Source organism: Chryseobacterium sp. X308, from assembly GCF_020733145.1.
Classification (GTDB): Bacteria; Bacteroidota; Bacteroidia; order Flavobacteriales; family Weeksellaceae; genus Chryseobacterium; species Chryseobacterium cupriresistens.
On record NZ_JAJFZH010000016.1, the window covers coordinates 59,096 to 80,070 of the forward strand.

The 20,975-nt window shown below is 36.9% G+C and carries 18 protein-coding genes; 8 read left to right on the forward strand and 10 right to left on the reverse strand.

The genetic code is table 11. The features are described from left to right. Positions 1 to 20: 20 nt before the first annotated feature. The 9 genes from LIV57_RS16500 to LIV57_RS16540 all read right to left on the reverse strand — a co-directional run bounded on the left by LIV57_RS16500 (position 21) and on the right by LIV57_RS16540 (position 7,732). Positions 21 to 821, reverse strand: a complete 801-nt coding sequence (locus tag LIV57_RS16500) for an enoyl-CoA hydratase/isomerase family protein (RefSeq protein ID WP_227943489.1) — start codon at positions 819 to 821, stop codon at positions 21 to 23. Positions 822 to 963: 142 nt separating this feature from the next. After that, positions 964 to 1,428 carry a 1,2-phenylacetyl-CoA epoxidase subunit PaaD gene (paaD, locus tag LIV57_RS16505; RefSeq protein WP_227943490.1) on the reverse strand — a complete coding sequence of 155 codons (465 nt, stop codon included), beginning with the start codon at positions 1,426 to 1,428 and terminating at the stop codon, positions 964 to 966. A gap of 166 nt (positions 1,429 to 1,594) precedes the next feature. After that, positions 1,595 to 2,242: an alpha/beta hydrolase gene (locus LIV57_RS16510; RefSeq protein WP_227943491.1), complete on the reverse strand. Its 648-nt coding sequence runs from the start codon at positions 2,240 to 2,242 to the stop codon at positions 1,595 to 1,597. Positions 2,243 to 2,248: 6 nt separating this feature from the next. Further along, on the reverse strand, positions 2,249 to 2,998 hold the full coding sequence (paaC, locus tag LIV57_RS16515; RefSeq protein ID WP_227943492.1) for a 1,2-phenylacetyl-CoA epoxidase subunit PaaC: 750 nt from the start codon (positions 2,996 to 2,998) through the stop codon (positions 2,249 to 2,251). A 69-nt stretch (positions 2,999 to 3,067) separates the two neighbouring features. Beyond that, on the reverse strand, positions 3,068 to 3,349 hold the full coding sequence (gene paaB / locus LIV57_RS16520) for a 1,2-phenylacetyl-CoA epoxidase subunit PaaB (RefSeq protein WP_002981782.1): 282 nt from the start codon (positions 3,347 to 3,349) through the stop codon (positions 3,068 to 3,070). Positions 3,350 to 3,460: 111 nt separating this feature from the next. Next, the gene (paaA, locus tag LIV57_RS16525) at positions 3,461 to 4,399 is read right to left on the reverse strand and encodes a 1,2-phenylacetyl-CoA epoxidase subunit PaaA (protein WP_110010672.1); all 939 of its coding nucleotides are present in this window, start codon (positions 4,397 to 4,399) and stop codon (positions 3,461 to 3,463) included. A gap of 115 nt (positions 4,400 to 4,514) precedes the next feature. Then, a complete protein-coding gene (locus LIV57_RS16530; protein ID WP_227943493.1) occupies positions 4,515 to 5,600 on the reverse strand; it encodes a 2Fe-2S iron-sulfur cluster-binding protein in 1,086 nt (361 codons plus the stop codon). Then, the gene (locus LIV57_RS16535; RefSeq protein ID WP_227943494.1) at positions 5,600 to 6,916 is read right to left on the reverse strand and encodes a phenylacetate--CoA ligase family protein; all 1,317 of its coding nucleotides are present in this window, start codon (positions 6,914 to 6,916) and stop codon (positions 5,600 to 5,602) included. The genes LIV57_RS16530 and LIV57_RS16535 overlap by 1 nt, the downstream gene beginning before the upstream one ends. A 237-nt stretch (positions 6,917 to 7,153) precedes the next feature. Beyond that, on the reverse strand, positions 7,154 to 7,732 hold the full coding sequence (locus LIV57_RS16540; RefSeq protein ID WP_227943495.1) for a TetR/AcrR family transcriptional regulator: 579 nt from the start codon (positions 7,730 to 7,732) through the stop codon (positions 7,154 to 7,156). A 367-nt stretch (positions 7,733 to 8,099) separates the two neighbouring features. Between LIV57_RS16540 and clpB the strand changes: the two genes are divergently transcribed. The 8 genes from clpB to LIV57_RS16580 all read left to right on the forward strand — a co-directional run bounded on the left by clpB (position 8,100) and on the right by LIV57_RS16580 (position 18,991). After that, positions 8,100 to 10,691: an ATP-dependent chaperone ClpB gene (gene clpB, locus LIV57_RS16545; protein ID WP_227943496.1), complete on the forward strand. Its 2,592-nt coding sequence runs from the start codon at positions 8,100 to 8,102 to the stop codon at positions 10,689 to 10,691. 322 nt (positions 10,692 to 11,013) lie between these two features. Beyond that, positions 11,014 to 12,018, forward strand: a complete 1,005-nt coding sequence (locus LIV57_RS16550; RefSeq protein ID WP_110010667.1) for a zinc metalloprotease — start codon at positions 11,014 to 11,016, stop codon at positions 12,016 to 12,018. A 249-nt stretch (positions 12,019 to 12,267) separates the two neighbouring features. Further along, the gene (locus LIV57_RS16555; RefSeq protein WP_227943497.1) at positions 12,268 to 12,798 is read left to right on the forward strand and encodes a hypothetical protein; all 531 of its coding nucleotides are present in this window, start codon (positions 12,268 to 12,270) and stop codon (positions 12,796 to 12,798) included. A 766-nt stretch (positions 12,799 to 13,564) separates the two neighbouring features. Further along, on the forward strand, positions 13,565 to 14,236 hold the full coding sequence (locus LIV57_RS16560; protein ID WP_227943498.1) for a sensor histidine kinase: 672 nt from the start codon (positions 13,565 to 13,567) through the stop codon (positions 14,234 to 14,236). Next, positions 14,233 to 14,874 (forward strand): response regulator transcription factor, encoded by a 642-nt coding sequence (locus LIV57_RS16565; protein WP_227943499.1) that lies wholly within the window; start codon positions 14,233 to 14,235, stop codon positions 14,872 to 14,874. The genes LIV57_RS16560 and LIV57_RS16565 overlap by 4 nt, the downstream gene beginning before the upstream one ends. A 250-nt stretch (positions 14,875 to 15,124) precedes the next feature. Further along, the gene (locus tag LIV57_RS16570; RefSeq protein WP_110010662.1) at positions 15,125 to 16,129 is read left to right on the forward strand and encodes a zinc metalloprotease; all 1,005 of its coding nucleotides are present in this window, start codon (positions 15,125 to 15,127) and stop codon (positions 16,127 to 16,129) included. Positions 16,130 to 16,483: 354 nt separating this feature from the next. Next, on the forward strand, positions 16,484 to 17,497 hold the full coding sequence (locus tag LIV57_RS16575) for a zinc metalloprotease (RefSeq protein ID WP_227943500.1): 1,014 nt from the start codon (positions 16,484 to 16,486) through the stop codon (positions 17,495 to 17,497). 108 nt (positions 17,498 to 17,605) lie between these two features. Further along, a complete protein-coding gene (locus LIV57_RS16580; protein ID WP_227943501.1) occupies positions 17,606 to 18,991 on the forward strand; it encodes a phosphatase PAP2 family protein in 1,386 nt (461 codons plus the stop codon). 35 nt (positions 18,992 to 19,026) lie between these two features. On the opposite strand, the gene LIV57_RS16585 is transcribed toward LIV57_RS16580, so the two are convergent. Continuing rightward, a complete protein-coding gene (locus LIV57_RS16585; RefSeq protein ID WP_227943502.1) occupies positions 19,027 to 20,892 on the reverse strand; it encodes a M1 family metallopeptidase in 1,866 nt (621 codons plus the stop codon). Positions 20,893 to 20,975: the final 83 nt, after the last annotated feature.

Consider the following 20,975-nt stretch of genomic DNA (forward strand, 5'->3'; position numbering starts at 1 on the left):
ATTAACTCATTTCAAATTAATTATCTTCCTTTATAATTAGGTTTTCTTTTCTGTAAAAAGGCGTTTACTCCTTCTATGAAATCTTCTGTTTCTGCAGCTTCCTGCTGAAGATCACCTTCCAGTTCAAGCTGTTCTTTCAATGTGTTGTTATAAGAATTGGCAAATGCTTTTTTCGTAAGCTTGATGGCTGCTGTCGGCATGTTTGCCATTCTTTCAAGAATTTCCATAGATTTCGGAACAAATTCTTCTTCACTAAAAACTTCTGCTACCAGACCATAAGATTTAGATTCTTCGGCAGATAATTTTTTACCTGTAAATGCTAAATAATTGGCCAATTGTCTACCCAGAAGTTTCGGTAAGAAGTAAGTTCCTCCGGTATCAGGAATCAAACCGATATTTGAAAATGCCTGAGCAAAATATGCTTTCTCGTTCGCTAAAACGAAGTCAGAGATCAAAGCCAGCATTGCGCCGGCTCCTACTGCAGGGCCGTTTACTAAAGCAATAACCGGTTTTTTACAACGGGTAACTTCCATTACCAAAGGGTTATAATAGTCTACCACAATTTTTCTGATGATATCATGATCATGATGTTCTTTTCCTACTACAAAAGCTTCGTCCAGATTCTGACCTGAGCAAAATGCTCTTCCTCTTCCGGAAATAGCGACACATCTTACGGTTTCATCTTCGCTGCATTCTTTTACAAAATCTCTAAGATCAGATAACGCCGGTTTTGTAAGGGCATTCATCGTGTCCGGTTGATTAAGATATGCGATTTTAAGCTTTCCGTCAAAATGCGTTTCAATATCAAGTTGTGTATACATAGTTTTTATTAATTTATTATTTAACAACGCACTAATTTAACAATATAAATCAATGTAACGGTCTAATAATTTAACATTCTAACAATTCCTTCGTTATGCTTTGCATAGCCATAAAATTTGTGGTGTATGGGTTGATTATTCATCAATGACATTTAAAATAATCAAATGGCTCCAGGCAGTCTAAGCATTGATAAGAGGCCTTACACAAAGTAGACCCGAATCTGCTGATCTGTTTGGTATTCTCGGAACCACAGCGCGGACATTTTTTCGGTTTTCCGATGTGGTGTTCGTCTGCTCCTTTTTCAGGAGGTGTAATTCCGTAAGCACGGAGCTTTTCTCTCGCTTCATCCGTTAGCCAGTCTGTTGTCCAGATCGGAAACATCTTGGTGACTACTTTTGCATCCCATCCGTTTTCTTTCATCATTTTGATAATGTCTTCCTCAATGGTAAACATGGCAGGACATGCAGAATAAGTAGGAGTAATGATCACTTCACAGGTATTTTCACCCGTAATCTGTGCATCTCTTACAATTCCTAATTCCACAATATCAATAACTGGAATTTCCGGGTCAGGAATGGTTTTTAATAAATCTAAAAGCTGATTCATATTTTATTTTTTATCAGAATCAAGGATTATTTTCATTGCTTTCTGATAATCTAAATTATCTGTTATGCCGTTGTGATACTGATCTTTTAATATAATCAGGCTATCTCCTTTTTTAAAATTATTTTTAAGTTTTAAAGATGCTTTATAGTTAATAACCTCATCTTTATTACCCATGAAAAATAACTACTGGCGATGCAACGGCTTTTAAATATTTGCTGGTCTCAAAATTATATTTCAGTAAAAATCTCGGAAGAAATGAAAATTTCTGGCTCATTTCATCTTCCATACTGTAATATGGTGCCTGTAAAATCAATAATCCTGCATTATGCATGGATGCTAATTTTGCAGCTAATCCTGTTCCTACAGAATATCCCAAAATAATAATTCTATTCTCAGGATATCGTTTTAAAAGCTCTTTGTAAGCATTCTCAACATCCGAAAAAAGCTGGTCTTTACTGTTAATTTTATCTTCGCTTTTTCCATATCCTCTGTAATCAAGTATAAACGTATCATAGTTCATACTCCGATATAATGGAGCTACTTCTCCCCAATTTTTTATTGATCCTCCGTTTCCATGAAGATAAAAGATGACTCCTTTTGGGTTTTGTGCTTTAAATAATACAGCATTTAAATTCTTATTATCTTTTGTTCTGATCGTTACTTCTTCAAAATCATTATCAAATTTAAATTTGTAATTTCCCGGTAGTTTTTCCGGATAAAAAATAATTTTCTCCTGATAGAAATAAAGACCAATACATAATATCACATAGACCGCAAGAAAAAAAGCCAATATTCCCAGAAACAATTTCTTCATGACTTCTTACCATGTACACCCCGGATATGCTCTCTGCATATACTGAAGTTCACAAAGGATGTATCCGAAATACTCTGTATGGTATCCTGTTCTTGATTTTGGCTGCATGAAAGGATTTACCGGATATTCTAAACCAAAATCTGCAAAATCTTTCTTGGTAATCGCAAGAAATTCTTCATAAAGGACATCTGTATCCGGAGCAATATTCAAGGCAACAAGATCATCTTCACCTTCTGTTTTAGCAAAAAGACCTTTCGTATATTCCCAGATATTTTCTATAGCTTTTACCAAACGGGACTTACTTTCTTCTGTTCCCTGAGCAAAGATCTTCATCCATGAAGAAGCATGAGTATAGTGATATCTTACTTCTTTCAGTGATTTTTGAGCAATGGCAGCCAGTTCTTCGTTAGAAGAGTTTGATAAAGCCTCATACATCAGTTTCTGATATACTGACAATACATATACTTTAAGAATAGTCTGCGCATAATCTTCGTTGGGAAGTTCTACCCAATGTGCATTCACATATTCATGCTCATATCTTAAAAATGCGATATCATCTTCACTTTTACCGTTATCAATCACTCTCGAAGCGTAAACGTAAAAGTTATTCGCTTGTCCCAGTTCATCCAACGCAATATTCGTCAATGCAATATCTTCCTCCAGATAAGGACCTTCACCGCACCATTCAGACAGACGCTGTCCCATAATGAAACTGTCGTCTGCTAGTTTTAATAAATAATTATATAATGGGTTCATTATTTTAGCTTTTGGCTTTTGGCATATAGCTTTTAGCAAATTGCAAGCAGCTAATAGCCATTAGCTATTTTACATATTTTTTACGTCGTTTGGAATCTCATAGAAAGTTGGATGACGGTAAAGTTTGTCATCAGCCGGATCGAAGAATGCTTCTTTATCCACACCTTCTGAAGTCACAATATATTTACTTGGAACTACCCAAACAGAAGTTCCTTCTTTTCTTCTTGTATAAACGTCTCTTGCGTTCTGCAAAGCCATTTCTGCTGTTGGTGCCTGTACAATTCCAACGTGTTTGTGAGATAATCCCGGTTTAGTCTGAATAAACACTTCCCACATATCTAAATTTGCCATAGTCAAATTAATTTAACAATGTATCAATGTACCGGTTTAACAATGAGATGCTTCGACAAGCTCAGCATGACAATGATTGTTACATTTCTACATTGGTATATTGTTACATTATTATATTACTTCTTTTTGTTGTTTTTCTGCAAAAGCTGCCGCGGCTTCTTTTACCCAAGCATTCTCTCTTTGCGCTTTTCTCTTCGTTTCGATACGCTTTTTGTTGCAAGGGCCGTTTCCTTTTAAGATTTCCATGAATTCATCCCAGGGAAGTTCTCCGAAATCGTAATGCTGTCTTTCCTCATTCCATTTCAGATCTTTATCAGGAATAGTTAATCCAAGGAATTCAGCCTGAGAAACGGTAACATCGATAAATCTCTGACGAAGACTGTCATTACTTTCTCTTTTTACTCTGTAATTCATAGAGATTTTAGAGTTGGGTGAGCTGTCATCATTAGGTCCGAACATCATCAAAGCTGGCCACCAGAAACGGTTTAACGAAGCCTGAGCCATTTCTTTCTGTTGTTTTGTACCACGGCATAGTGCCATAAGAATTTCATACCCTTGTCTTTGGTGGAATGATTCTTCCTTACAGATTTTCACCATCGCTCTTGAATAAGGACCGTAAGAATTCCCCATCAGCATTACCTGATTCATAATAGCCGCACCATCTACTAACCAACCGATGGCACCGATATCTGCCCAACTTAAGGTAGGATAGTTGAAAATACTTGAATATTTTGCTTTTCCTTCCAGCATATCATCATAGGTAGCATCTCGGTCTGCTCTGATGCTTCCGTCTCCTAACGTTTCGGTAGCAGAGTAAAGGTATAAACCGTGACCTGCCTCATCCTGAACTTTCGCTAAAAGCGCCATTTTTCTTCTCAATGAAGGTGCTCTGGAGATCCAGTTGGCTTCCGGCAGCATTCCTACAATTTCAGAATGGGCGTGCTGTGAAATCTGACGAACCAATAATTTTCTGTAATCATCAGGCATTACATCTTTTGGTTCTACTTTATTTTCTTCGTGAACGTATTGAACAAATTTTTCTAAGTCCATCTTTTTTGAATTTGAAAATTAAATAATTTGAGAATTTGAGAATTAGGCGATTTGGAAATTTAAATATGATAATAGCATGTTCAAATTAGCACATTTTTCTCATTTTCAAATTGTCTTAAACATCATAATTAAGCATCACCACATTCGTTGTCGGGTGACATTGGCAGGTAAGAACATAGCCTCTGGCTACTTCTTCTTCGGTAAGCGCATAGTTTTTCTCCATGAAAACTTCTCCTTCCAGAACTTGTGCTTTACACGTACAACAAACGCCTCCTTTACATGCAAAAGGTACAGGAAGATTGTCTTTCAATGCTTTATCTAAGATACTCTCTTTTTTAGAATTAAGATGGAACGAATATTCATCGTCATCAATAATTACCGTTACCATACTTTCAATATTGGCAATCGCCTTGAATTCATCACTCATTTCCTCCGTATTTTCTTCATCCGGAGCAGTGAAATATTCAAATAGCACCTGAATAGCAGGTACTTTTTTATCTTTTTTCAGATAATCTGCAATCCCTTTGATCATTTCTGACGGACCACAAATAAAATAAGTAGCTTCTTTTACATCAATATCTGTATATCTTTCAAACAGCTGTTCTAATTTTTCTGATGAAATCCTTCCTTCAAAAACCGGATCTTCATGCTTCTCACGGCTTACTAAATAAACCACTTTAAGCCTGCCATTGAAGTGTTCAACCAGCTTATCGATCTCTGCTTTTCTTAAAACATGATTCATACTTCTGTTGCTGTAGAACAGATAAGCATTACTGTTAGGTTCCTGATAAAGACTTTCTTTAATATTGGATAATACAGGTGTAATTCCGCTACCGGCAGCCAATCCGATATAAGTTTTTACATTGCTTGGGTGATAAGAGGTATTAAAACCACCCATAGGAGGCATTACTTCCAGCACTTCATCCATATGAAGATGCTCATTGAAATAGCCAGATACCTTTCCACCCTCCAATAATTTCACCAATACTTCCAGCGTATTGCCTTTTTCACTTGGAGCATTACAAATAGAGTAAGAACGTCTTTCTTCATTTCCGTTGATCATCATCCGGAAATTCAGATACTGTCCCTGTTTAAACCTGAACTTGTCTTTCAGTTCTTCAGGGATTTCTACCGCCACATTCACTGCTTCGGAAGTATCTTTCTGAACTTTAACTGTTTTAAGTTTATAAAATGAATTCATTATTTTTTTAGTATTCTATTAATTTTTCCACCTTCGCACTTTGGCAGGCTGTCCTGAGCATGAACTTTTACTTTCGTTGTAATCCCTACCCTCTTTTTTATTTCGTTTTCAATGTTTTTCCCAAAGTTTCCGACAAAATTAAAATAATCATCGGTATTGGCTTCCATTTTCTGAGACTTTACCAGTTCATCATCTATTTCAACATCAATATCCAAAGCAATACACATGTGCTCTTTTTCTACAGGTGTTAAATAGTAATTGGGAACCACTCCTTTCACATAAGAAAAAGCATCTTCAATCTGGCTTGGGTATACGTTTACTCCTCTTACGATCAGCATATCATCTGCTCTTCCTACGATAGGTTTCATTTTCACCATTGATCTTTTGGCATTTTCATCGTAGTAAAGGCTTGTAATGTCATTCGTCCAGTAACGTAAAAGCGGCATTGCTTTTTTTGTTAAAGTAGTAATCACTAAAACCCCTTCTTCTCCAAAAGGAACCGGCTGTTTGGTAACAGGATCTAAAATCTCGGGATAAAAATGATCCTCCCAGATATAAGCTCCTCCCTTCTCTTCGAAATCCTCCATGGAAACTCCGGGACCGATAATTTCGCTTAATCCATAGATATTCGTTGCATGAACGCCTAATCTTTCTTCAATGTGTCCTCTGATAATCTCTGTCCATGGCTCTGAACCCAGCACAGCGTATTTAAGACTGATTTCATCTGCTGATATTCCCCTTTTTGCAAATTCATCTGCAATCGTTAAAGCATATGAAGGAGAACAGCAGATCACTTCCGGTTTAAAATCTACAATAAGATCTACCTGTCTTGCCGTCATTCCCCCTGAAATGGGAAGAACACTCATTCCCAGCATTTCGGCTCCGTAATGAAGGCCTAATCCACCGGTAAAAATCCCATAACCATAAGCATTATGTAACTGCATTCCCGTTCTTGCTCCTGCAGCATGTAAAGATCTTGCCACCACTTCACTGAAAAGGTCTACATCTTCTTTTGTATATCCTACCACAGTCGGTTTTCCTGTCGTTCCGCTTGAGCAGTGGATACGCTGAAGCTCATTTTTAGGAACCGTAAATAATCCGAACGGATAGTTATCTCTTAAATCCTGCTTGTAAGTAATAGGAAGTTTAGTGATATCCTCAATCGACTTTATATCCTGAGGGGATATTTGAAGTTCATCAAATTTCTTTTTATAAAATTCCGACTTCTCTTCCAAATAGCTGATCAGGCTGATCAACCGGTCGGATTGAAGCTGTCTCAACTGACCCAGCTCCAGATATTCAACTGAAAAATCCATAAAACTAACTAACATTTGTTAGGTGTAAATTTAAAAAGATTTCGGAAGCTGGCAAAATTTTTATGACTTTTGTCATATTTTGAATGGTTCTAAATAAGAAAGACGGTTAAAATTATGTCCAATGTCATTCTGAGCGGAACGAAGTGTAGAGAAGAATCTTTAACCTGATCATTTGGTACGAGATTCTTCCTTCGTCAGAAATCGAAGATTCGACGTAATCAATGACAAACGGAGTGCTTATTTTTTCTGGTTTCCAAGCAGGCCGAAAAGAATTTTCTCTCTGATTTCTTCGGTAATTTCATCCGTGGAATCACTGCTTCTTTTGAACCAGAAATAGGAATTATTTAAAGTATGAAGGATAAATCTGGTGGTAAATGATGGAGATTTTAACTCCCAGTTTTCAGCTTTATAGATCTCGGAAATCAGTTCTTCAACCTCTTGCTGGTAGTTTTTCCTTAATTCTACAAATTCGGAAAGCCTTTCTTCAAGATGTTTCCATTCATTGGAATAGATATGGGTAACATCACGGTTTTTAAGAACAACAGATAAGTGTTTATCCAATAAGAGATTCAGTTTTTCTCTGGGAGCGATATTGGTATTTTTTACTTCCTGAAGCTCATCGAAAAACTCCTGAGCAATGCCAAAGCAAATCCATTCCAAAATTTCTTCCTTTGAACGGATATGTGCATACAGTGACGCAGCTTTGATATTAAGTTTTGTAGCCAGGTCTCGTACTGAGCTTCCCATATACCCTTTCTCTTTGAAAAGTTCTACTGCTACGTTGAGTATTTTTCTCTGTTTTTCTTTGAGTTCCATCTGGTAAAATGCAAAAGTAATTATTCTGATTTAAACTCTCGTTTTTTTGATCATAAAAAGAAAAAGTCTTCATCTTCAGTTTAATTGCCGGGCTATTTATCTGCTATGACGATTTGTTCATCAATTATAAAGAGATAATGACGAAACCGGAAATTTTGTCAAGTTAAATTTCCGTTAAAAATACAATATCCGGAAAATTTGTCCTATTTTTTTGTAAATTTAATAATTGAACAGTTTTTGCGATACAGTCATCGAATAAATGATTAAATAATTGATGGCATTAAGAAACTGAGCCTTAGAATTTGGTTTCTTGATGTTTTTTAAAAAACTAAACTTTAAACGAATCATTACCAAAAATATATAAAATATGAACTTAAACCAATATACTGTAAAATCACAGGAAGCCATCCAGGCAGCACAACAGGTTGCTATGGAATTGGGCAACCAAAGTATTGAACCTCAACATCTTCTGGAAGGAATTTTTCAGGTAGATGAAAATATTTCGCCTTTCTTATTAAAAAAATCTGAAGCAGATGCAGCATTAGTAAGAGAGCGCAACCGTGAAAATTTAGAAAAGCTTCCTAAAGTTCAGGGAGGAAATATTTATCTTTCACAATCTGCCAACAAAGTATTGCTGGATGCACCGAACGTCGCCAAAAAGATGGGTGACGAATATGTAACGATTGAACATTTATGGCTATCTCTTTTGGAAACCTCTTCTGAAGTTTCCAAAATGCTGAAAGATATGGGTGTAACCAAAAATCTGCTGGAAGGCGCAATTAAAGAATTAAGAAAAGGAAGTAAAGCTACTTCTGCAAGTTCAGAGGAAACATATCAGTCTTTAAATAAATATGCTAAAAACTTCAACGAGTTAGCAGCAGAAGGTAAGCTGGATCCGGTAATCGGGCGTGATGAAGAAATCAGAAGAGTGTTGCAAATTCTTTCCAGAAGAACCAAAAACAACCCTATCCTTATCGGGGAACCGGGAGTAGGTAAAACCGCAATTGCTGAAGGAATTGCCCACAGAATTATCAGCGGCGACGTTCCTGAAAACCTGATGGATAAAACACTTTATTCATTAGACATGGGAGCTTTGATCGCCGGAGCCAAATACAAAGGTGAATTTGAAGAGCGACTGAAATCTGTGGTGAATGAGGTAATCAAGTCTGATGGACAGATTATTCTTTTCATCGATGAGATCCACACTTTGGTAGGAGCCGGAGGTGGTGAAGGAGCAATGGATGCAGCCAACATTCTGAAACCTGCTCTGGCAAGAGGAGAATTAAGAGCTATCGGAGCCACTACATTGAACGAATACCAAAAGTATTTTGAAAAAGATAAAGCGTTGGAAAGACGTTTCCAGAAAGTAATGGTGGAAGAACCGGATACTGAATCTGCAATTTCTATCCTTCGTGGTATTAAAGATAAATATGAGGCTCACCACAAAGTAAGAATCAAAGACGAGGCAATTATTGCTGCGGTGGAAATGTCTCAAAGATATATTTCAGACCGTTTTTTACCGGATAAAGCTATTGACCTTATTGACGAAGCTTCGGCTAAACTGAGAATGGAAATTAATTCCAAGCCGGAAGAGCTGGACGTTCTGGACAGAAAACTCATGCAGATGGAAATTGAGCTGGCTGCTATTTCAAGAGAAGGCAACCAGACCAAGATTGATCACCTTAAGGAAGATATTGCAAAAATATCCGAACAGAGAAATGAGATCAATGCCAAATGGCTGAAAGAAAAACAGAAAAGTGAAGATCTTACCCAGATCAAAAAAGATATTGAGTCTCTGAAACTTGAAGCAGAAAGAGCTTCCAGAGCCGGAGATTATGCAAAAGTAGCAGAGATCCAGTACGGAAAACTTCGTGAAAAAGAGGAAGAACTTACCAAAGTTGAGCTGGAAATGCAGAATCATCAGAATGAGCTGATCAAAGAAGAAGTTACTGCCGAAAACATCTCTGAAGTGATTGCTAAATGGACAGGTATTCCTGTAACTAAATTGCTGCAATCAGAAAGAGATAAGTTATTGAATCTTGAGGCTGAACTACATCATAGAGTTGTTGGACAGGATGAAGCGATTCAGGCAGTTGCAGATGCGATCAGAAGAAACAGAGCCGGATTGAGTGATGATAAAAAGCCTATCGGATCCTTCTTATTCCTTGGAACTACCGGAGTCGGTAAAACGGAGCTGGCAAAAGCACTGGCGGAGTTCTTATTTGATGATGAGAACAATATGACCAGAATTGATATGAGTGAATATCAGGAACGTCACAGTGTTTCCAGATTAGTAGGAGCGCCTCCGGGATATGTGGGATATGATGAAGGCGGACAATTGACTGAAGCAGTTAGAAGAAGACCTTATTCTGTAGTGCTTTTAGATGAGATTGAAAAAGCACATCCGGATGTTTTCAATACATTACTTCAGGTTTTGGATGACGGACGTCTTACGGATAATAAAGGAAGGGTGGTGAATTTCAAAAATTCTATCATCATCATGACTTCCAATTTAGGTTCACATCTGATTCAGGAGAATTTTGAGAATCTTACGGAGGAAAATCAGGATGAAATTGTGGATAAAACAAAAGACGAAGTATTCGATCTGCTGAAACAAACGCTGCGTCCGGAATTCCTGAACAGAATTGATGAAATTGTACTCTTCCAGCCTTTAAGAAAAAAAGAAATCGGAAAAATCGTTCAGTATCAGCTGAGAGGATTTAATGAAATGTTATCTAAACGAAACATTATTATGACTTTCACTCAGGATGCAGTAGATTATCTGATGGACAAAGGATATGATCCTGCCTTCGGAGCAAGACCACTGAAGAGAGTAATTCAGCAGGAAGTTTTAAACAAACTTTCTAAAGAGATTCTTGCAGGAAATGTAAACGACGGAGATAGAATTACGCTGGATTACTTTGTAGAAACAGGTTTGGTTTTCCGACCTACTGAATAATAAAATAGTTTTTTTTCATATACATTATTTTTGTAAGTAAGTGCTGTAGAATAATCTGCAGCACTTATTTTTTATACCAACATCTTTTTAAGCAATTTGTTTTCAGTAAATAATAATTTACATTTAATTTCAAATTTTTAGAAAAAAATATTCGTAGTAAAAAATTCAATTTGTAGCATATTTATTAAAAAACAGTATTAATAATGTAAATACCCCATATAAAATGTAAATAAATTAAATTTAACATAAAATAATAAATGATTAATTAAATATATCGTATTAAATTTTCTCCTATATTCGTTTTACTAAAAAACGAGATTTTATGAAAAAAACAATTTTCGGAGTCCTAATCACACTCCTGGTTTCATGTAATAATAATGAAACAGAAAACATTACTCCAGAGAACACAAACGTGGAAGAAACCAATATCACAGCCGGCAAAGAGGCCTTCTGCGGCTCTGATATCCTCAGAAAAAAACACCTTGCTGAAGATCCTGCGGCTATGCAGCGAATGCTTCAGATAGAAAGCCAGACCGCAAACTATATCGAGCAGAAAAAAATGGGTAAAGTTTTGCCTGACGGAAGCGTAGAAATACCGGTTATCTTCAATGTCCTTTATACTAAGGCATCAAATAACGTATCAGATGCCAGAATAAATTCCCAAATAGATGTACTTAATAAAGCTTTCGCATCTACGCATTCTGATATTTCCAAGATTCCCGCAGAATTTCAACCGGTAAATGCAGGAGATACCAAAATTAAATTCAGATTGGCGGGCATTAACAGAAAGTCAACAAAGACTTCCAGATGGGCACCGGATGATAAAATGAAAAAAGCATCTACAGGAGGAATGGACTCTACGGATCCTAACCAGTATCTGAATATCTGGGTAGTTGATTATATGCCATATCAGTCCGGATATGTCTTAGGATATGCTACTTTCCCGGAAGATGCAGGACTTTGGAACGATGGTGTTGTTATGATGGACGATTATGTGGGTGAAGGTGGTCCTGATGCCACTCATAATCAGGGAAGAGTAACAGTACACGAGGTTGGACATTACTTAAATCTAAGACATATCTGGGGAGACGCCAACTGTGGTAACGATTTCGTAGATGATACACCTCAACAGATTACAAAACACTCCGGTGTACCAACTTATCCGAGATACGAAACCTGCGGAGGAGTTTCACGCTCTGTAATGTTTATGAATTACATGGATTATTCTGACGAAACAACATTGTTTATGTTTACACAACAACAAAACAGCAGAATGCAGGCTACCATTTCAGCATCCGGCCCTCGCGCAGGATTAAGAGTTCTGTAAAAAAATTTTAAAATCAATATAAAAGGTCGCTTGTGAAAGGCGACCTTTTGTTTTTTGCCCCCCGTATGCCTTTCAAAGAATTCAGATTGAAAGATTTTCTCCAAATTCCAACTTATTCTTTATAAAATATACAATCCGTAAAATCACGGTAAAAATAACAGTGTAATTCCCTATTAACAGATACATTTTCTACCATTATTTTTCCGAAATTTGCATATTAATTAAGTTTTATCCGCAAACCACTAAGCTATGAATACAGAATCAAACAATCCACTGGAACCTGGAATCATGTCAAACAGTCTTATCCAGGCTCTGATTGACAATTACCGTCAAAATCATCTCACTGCTATTAATACCGCTTTAGGAATACAAGATGCTCATTCCATCTGGTTTGATCTTCCTAAACTAAAAAGTTTTATTGCAAAGATCGAAGAAGAAGCTGCCAAAGTGAACCCAGCTGCATCTTCAGAAGACTTAGGGATCAGATTTTATTATGCTACGTATCCGAAACAGGAAAACTGGTCTATCATGGATTCACACCCTGTTCCGACAGAATATGCAGGAAGACACACGCTGGTGATGATCCCAACATTAAAAAAAGCCAATGAAACCGGAGAGCTTATTGATTATGATTTCAATCCTTTTCAGAGTGCTGAAGGAAAATCCTTAGCGTTAGCCAATAAATCTGCTAAAGGTATGGGAGAAGATAGTGATACCGGTCTTGGAGAAAATAGTGGAACACTTATTCCGCCATCACCTCCGATGGGTACATCTTATTAATTACTATTCATAGTCTTAAATACAGTATGACTGAGATTCAAAAAATTTTTTCATCATTTATGTATTGGGGAGAAGCCTTTGCTGCTATAATCTCCCTGATTTATTATAATCGTGTAAAAAAACAACATTGGAAATATCTGGCAATTTATCTGATTCTTATTTTCCTGTGTGAGTCAGCTGTAAAATGGGGAGAAAAACCTCTTAAAATAGACAGGATAAATTTTCACAACTACTTTGTGATTCCACTGCAGTTTATATTTTTTTATTGGCTGTACGCAAAAGAGTCTTTAAAGAAAACAAAACTATTCTATATCTTAACGGGAGCATATCTTTTAACATATATTATCAGGGCACTCTTTTTTCCGGAAAAGAAAGTTATCTTTTCATTCAATTATAATATAGGGTGTCTACTCTTGATGGCTCTGGTTATTATGGAGTACTATAAACAGGTTAATTCGTCTGATATTCTTAATTTCAGCAAAAACAAAATGTTTTATATTAATTTGGGAGTAACACTTTTTTATATTGCTAACATGCCATTTATGACGTTCAACTCTCTTCTGTGGAAATATATAGATATCTGGGATATTTATTTTATATATTTTCAGGTTTCAGGGGCGGTTATGTATATTTTATTTGCAAGTTCATTTATATGGGGAAAACAGAGCTCTTAATAACCATCATTTCGTTCAACATCTTTTTTTTGATGTTTGTAATTGCCGTATTTATCTATATCCGGAATTACAGGCAACGAAAAAAAGAGTATTTGAATGAAATTGAAAGAAAAAATGAACTTCATCAGAGAGAGCTTCTTTCTACCCAACTGGAAATTCAGCAGGCCACCATGCAGCAGATCGGAAGAGAACTGCATGACAATATTGGCCAGAAACTTACCCTGGTAAGCCTCTATGTGCAGCAGATGCTTTATGAAAATAAGGTATCCGAAGCAAGTGAAAGAATTGATCAGGTTTCACAAATCATCAACCAATCTTTGCAGGATCTCAGAAGCTTGTCAAAAACGCTTACAGATGACAATATCAACCAGAAGGAAATTGTAACTTTGATACAGGAAGAAGTGGACAATACCAATTCCTTTAAAAAGTGCCATGTAAGTTTTGAGCATAATTTTAAACAACTGGACCTGGGCTTTGTTCATAAAAATGTCCTTCTGAGGATTACCCAGGAGTTTATTCAGAACAGTATAAAACATTCCCGCTGTAAAAATATTTTTATCAGCCTGAATACTTCCGAAGACATCCTTTGGGAACTTGATATTCGTGATGATGGAATAGGGTTCGATACTTCACGGATCAAATCCAACGGAATAGGCCTTACGAATATGAAAAACAGAGCGGAAATCATAGGAGCAAGTTTTCGTATGGAAAGCCGGGAAAATGCAGGAACCCAAATCAATATTATCTTAAAAAAGCAGTCATGAAAAAATCTATCGTAATTGTTGACGACCATATACTTATTGCAAAAGCCCTGGAAGGAATTATAGGTAACTTCAGTGAATTTGAAGTCATCTATGTAAGTGAGAACGGGAAAGACCTTATCCAAAAATTTGAAGAAGGCAATGCCATTCCTGATATTATTCTTTTAGATATCAGTATGCCTATTATGGACGGTTTTGAAACGGCAGTCTGGCTTACAAAAAACCATCCCGATGTTAAAATTATGGCTCTCAGTATGCAGGGAGACGACAACAGCGTAATCAAGATGATCAAAAGCGGAGCAAAAGGTTATCTTTTGAAAAACACCCATCCAAGAGATCTGGAAACCGCACTTACCCGACTTAATAGTGATGGCTTCTTTTATCCGGACTGGGCTTCCAAAATCATATTTTCCAACCTGAACAAAGAGACTGAATCTGAGATTGCGATAAAAATTTCCGACAGAGAAAAAGAGTTTCTGAAATACACTGTAACCGAACTCAGTTATAAGGAAATTGCCGACAGAATGTGCTGCAGTCCGAGAACAGTAGAAAGCTATCGCGATCAGCTATGTGAAAAACTGGATCTTAAAACCCGCGTAGGTCTAGCCGTTTTTGCCATTAAAAATGGTTTTGCTAATTAAGTTTTTATAGTGAAAAAATTCTTTTAAAAAATAAATATAAACGAAAAGTATACACATAAAATAATCAAAAACTAAAAACGAACCAGTAGATTTATCGAAATTGATTAAAATTCAATACATTCGAAATAACAATAGGATTTAATTAAACAAAAAGACTAATTATTAACAATATATCAATTAAATTACAAAATTATTTGCATATTAATTTCAAATAATATAATTTCACATCCTCAACCTAAATGATTTTGATATGAAAAAACTATTATTTGGAGCTTTTATGCTCACTGTAATGTCTGCATGTAATACTGACAGCGTTACTAATCAAAATGAAAACACAACTGACGAAGCAGTAGCAACTGCAGGTTTTGCTCAAAGGGGCTGTGCGTCTGAGGAAATCAGACAGGAAGCATTGAAAAGAAGTCCTGAACTCCAACAAAGATTTGCAGCATTAGAAACCAATACAGAAAAGTTCGCCAATGATGTAAAATTTGGAAAAGTTTTAGCTGATGGTACTGTAGAAATCCCGGTTGTAGTGAATGTGATATACAGAACTACAGCTGAAAACGTTTCTGATGCAAGAATTGCTGAACAAATTGCAGTATTGAATGCTGATTATTCCGGAACCAACACTGATGCCAGCAAAATTCCAACTGAATTCCAGGCTGTAAGCTCCGGTGACACAAAAGTAAAATTCAGACTGGTCAATACTGTTAGAAAATCTACCACAAAAACCGGATGGGCCACCAATGATGATATGAAAAAAGCATCAAAAGGAGGAATTGATGCTACTAATCCTACCAATTATTTAAATTTATGGGTTGTAGGTAAAATGACCAGCCAGGGACGTACCATTCTTGGATATGCAACTTTCCCTGAATCTGCAGGTTTATGGAATGACGGTGTTGTAATTGCTGCTCCGTATTTTGGAAAAACAGGAGCTTCTTCACCTTTCAACCTGGGAAGAACAGCAACACATGAAGTAGGACACTACTTAAACTTAAGACACATCTGGGGAGATGCTAATTGCGGAAATGACCAGGTAAGTGACACTCCTACACAAACTACAGCAAATTACGGAAAACCTTCATACCCGCTATATAATACTTGCAGCGGTGTACAGAGATCTGTAATGTTTATGAATTATATGGATTATGTAGATGATGCAGCAATGTTTATGTTCTCTGCAGGACAAAAAACAAGAATGCAGTCTGTAGTAGCTTCTTCTGGTGCAAGATCCGGATTGAGAGTATATTAAAATCTAAATATTGACAAACTTAAGATCTATCTCAAATTGAGATAGATTTTTTTATTATATCTATCTCCTGAAATTAAATCCCATTTCGGTTTTCAACAAAACTTTGCTTACATAAAAATATCCTATAAAAAGCAATAGAATCGTAAAATTATTCACACTTAAAATCCGCTCAATTGTTAAATATAAATCAAATAATTATTTTTAACTAAAATTCAATTAAACGCCACTTTAATTACATTTAACTCAACTAAACACTATATAATTTAAAAAATTACTGCCTTTTCCAATAAATAATTTGCATATTAATCACAAATACTATAATTTCACACCTCAACCAAATTATATTATAACGATATGAAAAAATTCTTAATGGGAGCCCTGGTCCTGGGCTTTATGTCGGCATGTAACACCGACAGTTTAACCAATCAAAATGAAACATCTGCGGATCAGGAAAATTCTGTTCCAGGTGCTCTTAAAAGAAGCTGCCCTTCGGAAGAAATCAGACAAGCAATGCTTTTGAAAAATCCAGCGCTACAACAAAAAATAGCAGATATTGAATCCGGTACTGAAAAATTTGCAGAAAACCTTAAAGTGGGAAAAGTACTTGCAGACGGAACTGTTGAGATCCCGGTAGTTTTTAATGTCATCTATAACACTTCCACTCAAAATGTTTCTGACACAAGAATTGCAGAACAAATTGCTGTTCTTAATGCCGATTACGGAGGCACCAATTCTGATGTTACGAAAATTCCTTCTGCATTTCAGCCTGCCGCAGCAGGTGATGTAAAAATCCGTTTCAAATTAGTTGCAACCAACCGTAAACAGAGTTCAAAAACAGGCTGGAGATCTGATCTTGAACAAATGAAAAAAGCCAGCACCGGAGGAATTGATGCAACTGATGTCAATAAAAACCTGAATATCTGGGTTGTAAATTCAATTCTTGATGAAAACAACCAACCTGGAACTCTGGGCTACGCTTATTACCCTGAACATGCAGGACAATGGTATGACGGTCTTGTAATAGGCTATCAGTATATAGGAAAAACAGGTGCTTCAGCTCCGTTTAATTTAGGAAGAACAGTAACCCATGAAGTAGGACATTACCTGAACCTTCCGCACCTTTGGGGATCATCAGACACAGGCTGCCAGACAGATTACTCTAATGATACTCCTACATCTCCCGGCCCTAATTATGGAAATCCCACCTACCCTCTAAACAGAATTTGCGGAGGTGTAAGCCGTTCTCAGATGTTTATGAATTATATGGATTATGTAGATGACAAATCTATGTTTATGTTCTCTGCCAACCAAAAAACAAGAATGCAGGCTGTAGTATCAGCATCGGGACCAAGAGCAGGATTAAGATAATCATCCGGATTACTTAAAAATATTATAAAAATATTAAAATAGTCTATCTCAATTTTTGGGATAGATTTTTTTAATATTTTTACGCGATTTAAATTCAACACCACTACGATGAAAAAAATAGCATTAGCATCAGGAATACTATTGCAATTATACTGTATTAAAGCACAGGATACTATCCCATCCCGAAATCTCAAGGAAGATCTGGCTCTCATCAATTCAGGGTATACAATTCAGGAGAAAACTCCTTTTTTCCAAAAAGAATGGGTAAAAAAATCGGTGGCTCCAGCTCTACTTTTTACGGCAGCCGCAGCAACATGGGGAGAAAAAGAGAATATTCGCGAGGTAAGAAACCGGTACCTTCCCAACTTCAAAGTAAAATATGATGATTATCTGCAATACGCTCCTGCTGCTGCAGTCTATGGATTAAAACTGGCAGGTGTAAAAGGGCGTAACAATATAGGACGGGCTACTTTATCCTATGGCACCAGCTTAGCCATCATGGCTATTTTAGTTAATTCTATTAAATATACAGCAAAAGTGGAACGTCCCGATGGCTCCAAAAACAATTCTTTCCCATCAGGACATGCCGCAATGGCTTTTACCAATGCCACATTTCTACACAAAGAATATGGTTTGGTGAATCCGGCTTACAGTATTGCCGGATATGGTTCTGCTACTCTTACAGGACTTGGACGAAATTTAAATAACAGACACTGGGTTCCGGATATTCTCGCCGGCGCAGGTATCGGAATTATATCAACAGAACTGGGGTATTTTTTTATTGACAAAATTTATAAAAACAAGGGTGATAATTTAAGTATCTTATCCAGAATACAGGGTAACGATTATCCATCCTTTCTTTCTTTAAAGATGGGAACTGCGTTTGGCACCACTAACTTCCTGAGGGAATCTGAACTGGACGATAAAAAACAAATCGGTTTTGAGGGTGGACTGGAAGGCGCTTATTTCTTTTCAAAAAAATGGGGTGTGGGTGCCGATGTATCTTTCAGCAGCTTCCCTATTAAATCTCAAAGAATAACATTGGATGACGGGCAGGATTTTGGTGATCATGAAATCAAAACACAATCCATGGGATTCCTTTCTGCAGGTATTGGGCCTTATTTTTCCCATGAATTATCAGATAAATGGCAGCTTACTTTAAAGATTACCGGAGGATATGCCGCTACTGCCACTGGAAAAGTATTTGTAAAGGGAGAGGATATCGATGCTCCCAACCATGAGCTTCAAATAGCCAGATATAAACCCAAACCAGCTTTCCGCTGGAATACAGGTGCTTCTATGACTTACAAGTTTAATCCGGGATTAGGTCTTACCTTCTATACGGATTACAATCAGATCAACTCCACCATCCGTTATTACTTCAGCGATGAAATTAAGGAAAGTGCTGAACTGGATCAGGAACTGAACAACCTGATTGCTAAAGAAAAAATCAATTATGTCACGCTAGGGTTACGATTGACAGCCTATTTTTAAAACAAGAAAGCCTCCAGAATCTGAAGGCTTTACTTTTATAAGTTTTTACGGTTGTCATCCGGAGTATAATCCATAAAGATATCTCCGTCCAGCTGTACCGATTTTATTTTCTTCTTAATAGGAATGACAAGGTCAGTCAGTTTCTGGTCTTTTTCCCACACTGAAGGTGAAAAATGGATTTTTTCTGTCGTTCTATCATCATAAGACAGGATGGCATCAAACGGAATGGCAAAACCTCCTACATTCGCTACGTTGATGGTAAGCATGTCATTCATCTGGGATGCTCCTGTTACTTTTAAGTCAATATAATTATTGGTATAAAACCAATTATGGAAGAACCAGTTCAGATTTTTTCCTGATCCCGCATTCATAGAATTGAAATAATCCCATGGCACAGGATGTTTCCCGTTCCAGTTGTCCATATAATGGTGTAATGCTTTTTTGAAGAGTTCATCTCCCAGATAATCTTTCAGCGCCAGATAAGACAATGAAGATTTTACATAGGAGTTGTTTCCATATCCGGCACCACTTACCTGCGTACTCATGGTAATTATCGGTTGATCCTGCTCTGCAGAAGGATCATTGATCCATTTTTTAACGCGGAAGTTTTTATAAAATTCCCTGGCAGCAGCTTCTCCGTTTTCATCAATCCCTATAAGGTATTCCAGCGTGGTTGCCCAGCCTTCATCCATAAATGCATATCTGGTCTCATTGATTCCCATATAAAAAGGGAAGTAGGTATGGGCAATTTCATGATCTGCCGTAAGCCTGGCATCATTAAGATCATCAGGAATACTGGTATCATTAATCATCATAGGATATTCCATATCTGCGTATCCCTGGATAGCCGTCATTACATTGTACGGATATTCTACGCCTGGCCAGTTTTTCGAGAACCAATCCAGGTTGTAGCGCATCCAGTCCACATAGTGTTCAAAATCTTTAGCTCCGTTTTTATATCCTGCCTGAACGCTGGCTCTTTTTGTTTTTAACTGAACGCTGGCGGCATCCCATACATAATGGTTACTCATCGCAAAACAGAAATCTGTAATATGGCTTGCTTTAAATTTCCAGATATTCCATTTATTCTGTTTGGTTACTTTACCGGACTTCATTTCCTGTTCTGTGGCAATATGCATCAGCTTATCACTTTTCAGGGAAGCTTTATATCTTTTTAAATATTGAGGCTGAAGCACCGCTTCCGGATTCAGAAAATCTCCGGTTGCCCAGACTACATAATTTTTCGGTGCGGTGATGGCAAAACTGTAATCATTGAAATCATTATAAAACTCCTGTCTGTCTGAGTGCTGAAGCATATCCCATCCGTTGTAATCATCATACACAGAAATTCTTGGAAAAGAATATGCCACATAGAATGTTTCAGGATCAATCTGTCCTTCTCTTCCACTCTGAACCGACAATGGATATTCCCACTCTATTTTAACCTCAGCTTTTGATTTGGATTTCAGGGCTGATTTTAATTTTACTTTTTCAACAGTACTCCAGTCATCACTGTCGATCTCATATTTTACATTGTTTACCGTAAAAGATTTAATTTTCAGCCCTGATGAAAGGAAATCTTTAGATACAAATCCTGATCTTGGCGACTGTGGCTTGTGAAGGTTATTCACAAATCGTATAGCCAGTTCATTCAGGTTATCCGGACTGTTGTTGGTATAAATAATGGTTTCTTTTCCGGAAACCACTTTTGTAGCAGCATCTACTTTCACCTCTACATTATACACTCCTTTATTCTGCCAGTAGTTTTTCCCTGGTGCTCCGGAGATATCACGTGTACCTCTTTCATACGCTTTTTTGATATTCCTCGGCATATACAATTCCTGAGCTGACAGCTGCAGTAAAGAAACTGCGATCAGCATTCCGGAAAAAATTTTCTTCATAGCGATCTCTTTAAAGATAGGCATCAAAAATAACGAAAATGTGCCATCAGACGACCATTCTTTCACAATAATATTTTACCGTG

What these genes read in the sequence shown, in the direction of transcription:
- LIV57_RS16510 (WP_227943491.1), bottom strand. Translation starts at nt 2,242, where the DNA reads ATGAAGAAATTGTTTCTGGGAATATTGGCTTTTTTTCTTGCGGTCTAT.
- LIV57_RS16580 (WP_227943501.1), top strand. Translation starts at nt 17,606, where the DNA reads ATGAAAAAAATAGCATTAGCATCAGGAATACTATTGCAATTATACTGT.
- LIV57_RS16575 (WP_227943500.1), top strand. Translation starts at nt 16,484, where the DNA reads ATGAAAAAATTCTTAATGGGAGCCCTGGTCCTGGGCTTTATGTCGGCA.
- paaB (WP_002981782.1), bottom strand. Translation starts at nt 3,349, where the DNA reads ATGGCAAATTTAGATATGTGGGAAGTGTTTATTCAGACTAAACCGGGA.
- LIV57_RS16570 (WP_110010662.1), top strand. Translation starts at nt 15,125, where the DNA reads ATGAAAAAACTATTATTTGGAGCTTTTATGCTCACTGTAATGTCTGCA.
- LIV57_RS16555 (WP_227943497.1), top strand. Translation starts at nt 12,268, where the DNA reads ATGAATACAGAATCAAACAATCCACTGGAACCTGGAATCATGTCAAAC.
- LIV57_RS16540 (WP_227943495.1), bottom strand. Translation starts at nt 7,732, where the DNA reads ATGGAACTCAAAGAAAAACAGAGAAAAATACTCAACGTAGCAGTAGAA.
- LIV57_RS16535 (WP_227943494.1), bottom strand. Translation starts at nt 6,916, where the DNA reads ATGGATTTTTCAGTTGAATATCTGGAGCTGGGTCAGTTGAGACAGCTT.
- paaC (WP_227943492.1), bottom strand. Translation starts at nt 2,998, where the DNA reads ATGAACCCATTATATAATTATTTATTAAAACTAGCAGACGACAGTTTC.
- paaA (WP_110010672.1), bottom strand. Translation starts at nt 4,399, where the DNA reads ATGGACTTAGAAAAATTTGTTCAATACGTTCACGAAGAAAATAAAGTA.
- paaD (WP_227943490.1), bottom strand. Translation starts at nt 1,428, where the DNA reads ATGAATCAGCTTTTAGATTTATTAAAAACCATTCCTGACCCGGAAATT.
- LIV57_RS16530 (WP_227943493.1), bottom strand. Translation starts at nt 5,600, where the DNA reads ATGAATTCATTTTATAAACTTAAAACAGTTAAAGTTCAGAAAGATACT.
- LIV57_RS16550 (WP_110010667.1), top strand. Translation starts at nt 11,014, where the DNA reads ATGAAAAAAACAATTTTCGGAGTCCTAATCACACTCCTGGTTTCATGT.
- LIV57_RS16500 (WP_227943489.1), bottom strand. Translation starts at nt 821, where the DNA reads ATGTATACACAACTTGATATTGAAACGCATTTTGACGGAAAGCTTAAA.
- LIV57_RS16565 (WP_227943499.1), top strand. Translation starts at nt 14,233, where the DNA reads ATGAAAAAATCTATCGTAATTGTTGACGACCATATACTTATTGCAAAA.
- clpB (WP_227943496.1), top strand. Translation starts at nt 8,100, where the DNA reads ATGAACTTAAACCAATATACTGTAAAATCACAGGAAGCCATCCAGGCA.
- LIV57_RS16585 (WP_227943502.1), bottom strand. Translation starts at nt 20,892, where the DNA reads ATGAAGAAAATTTTTTCCGGAATGCTGATCGCAGTTTCTTTACTGCAG.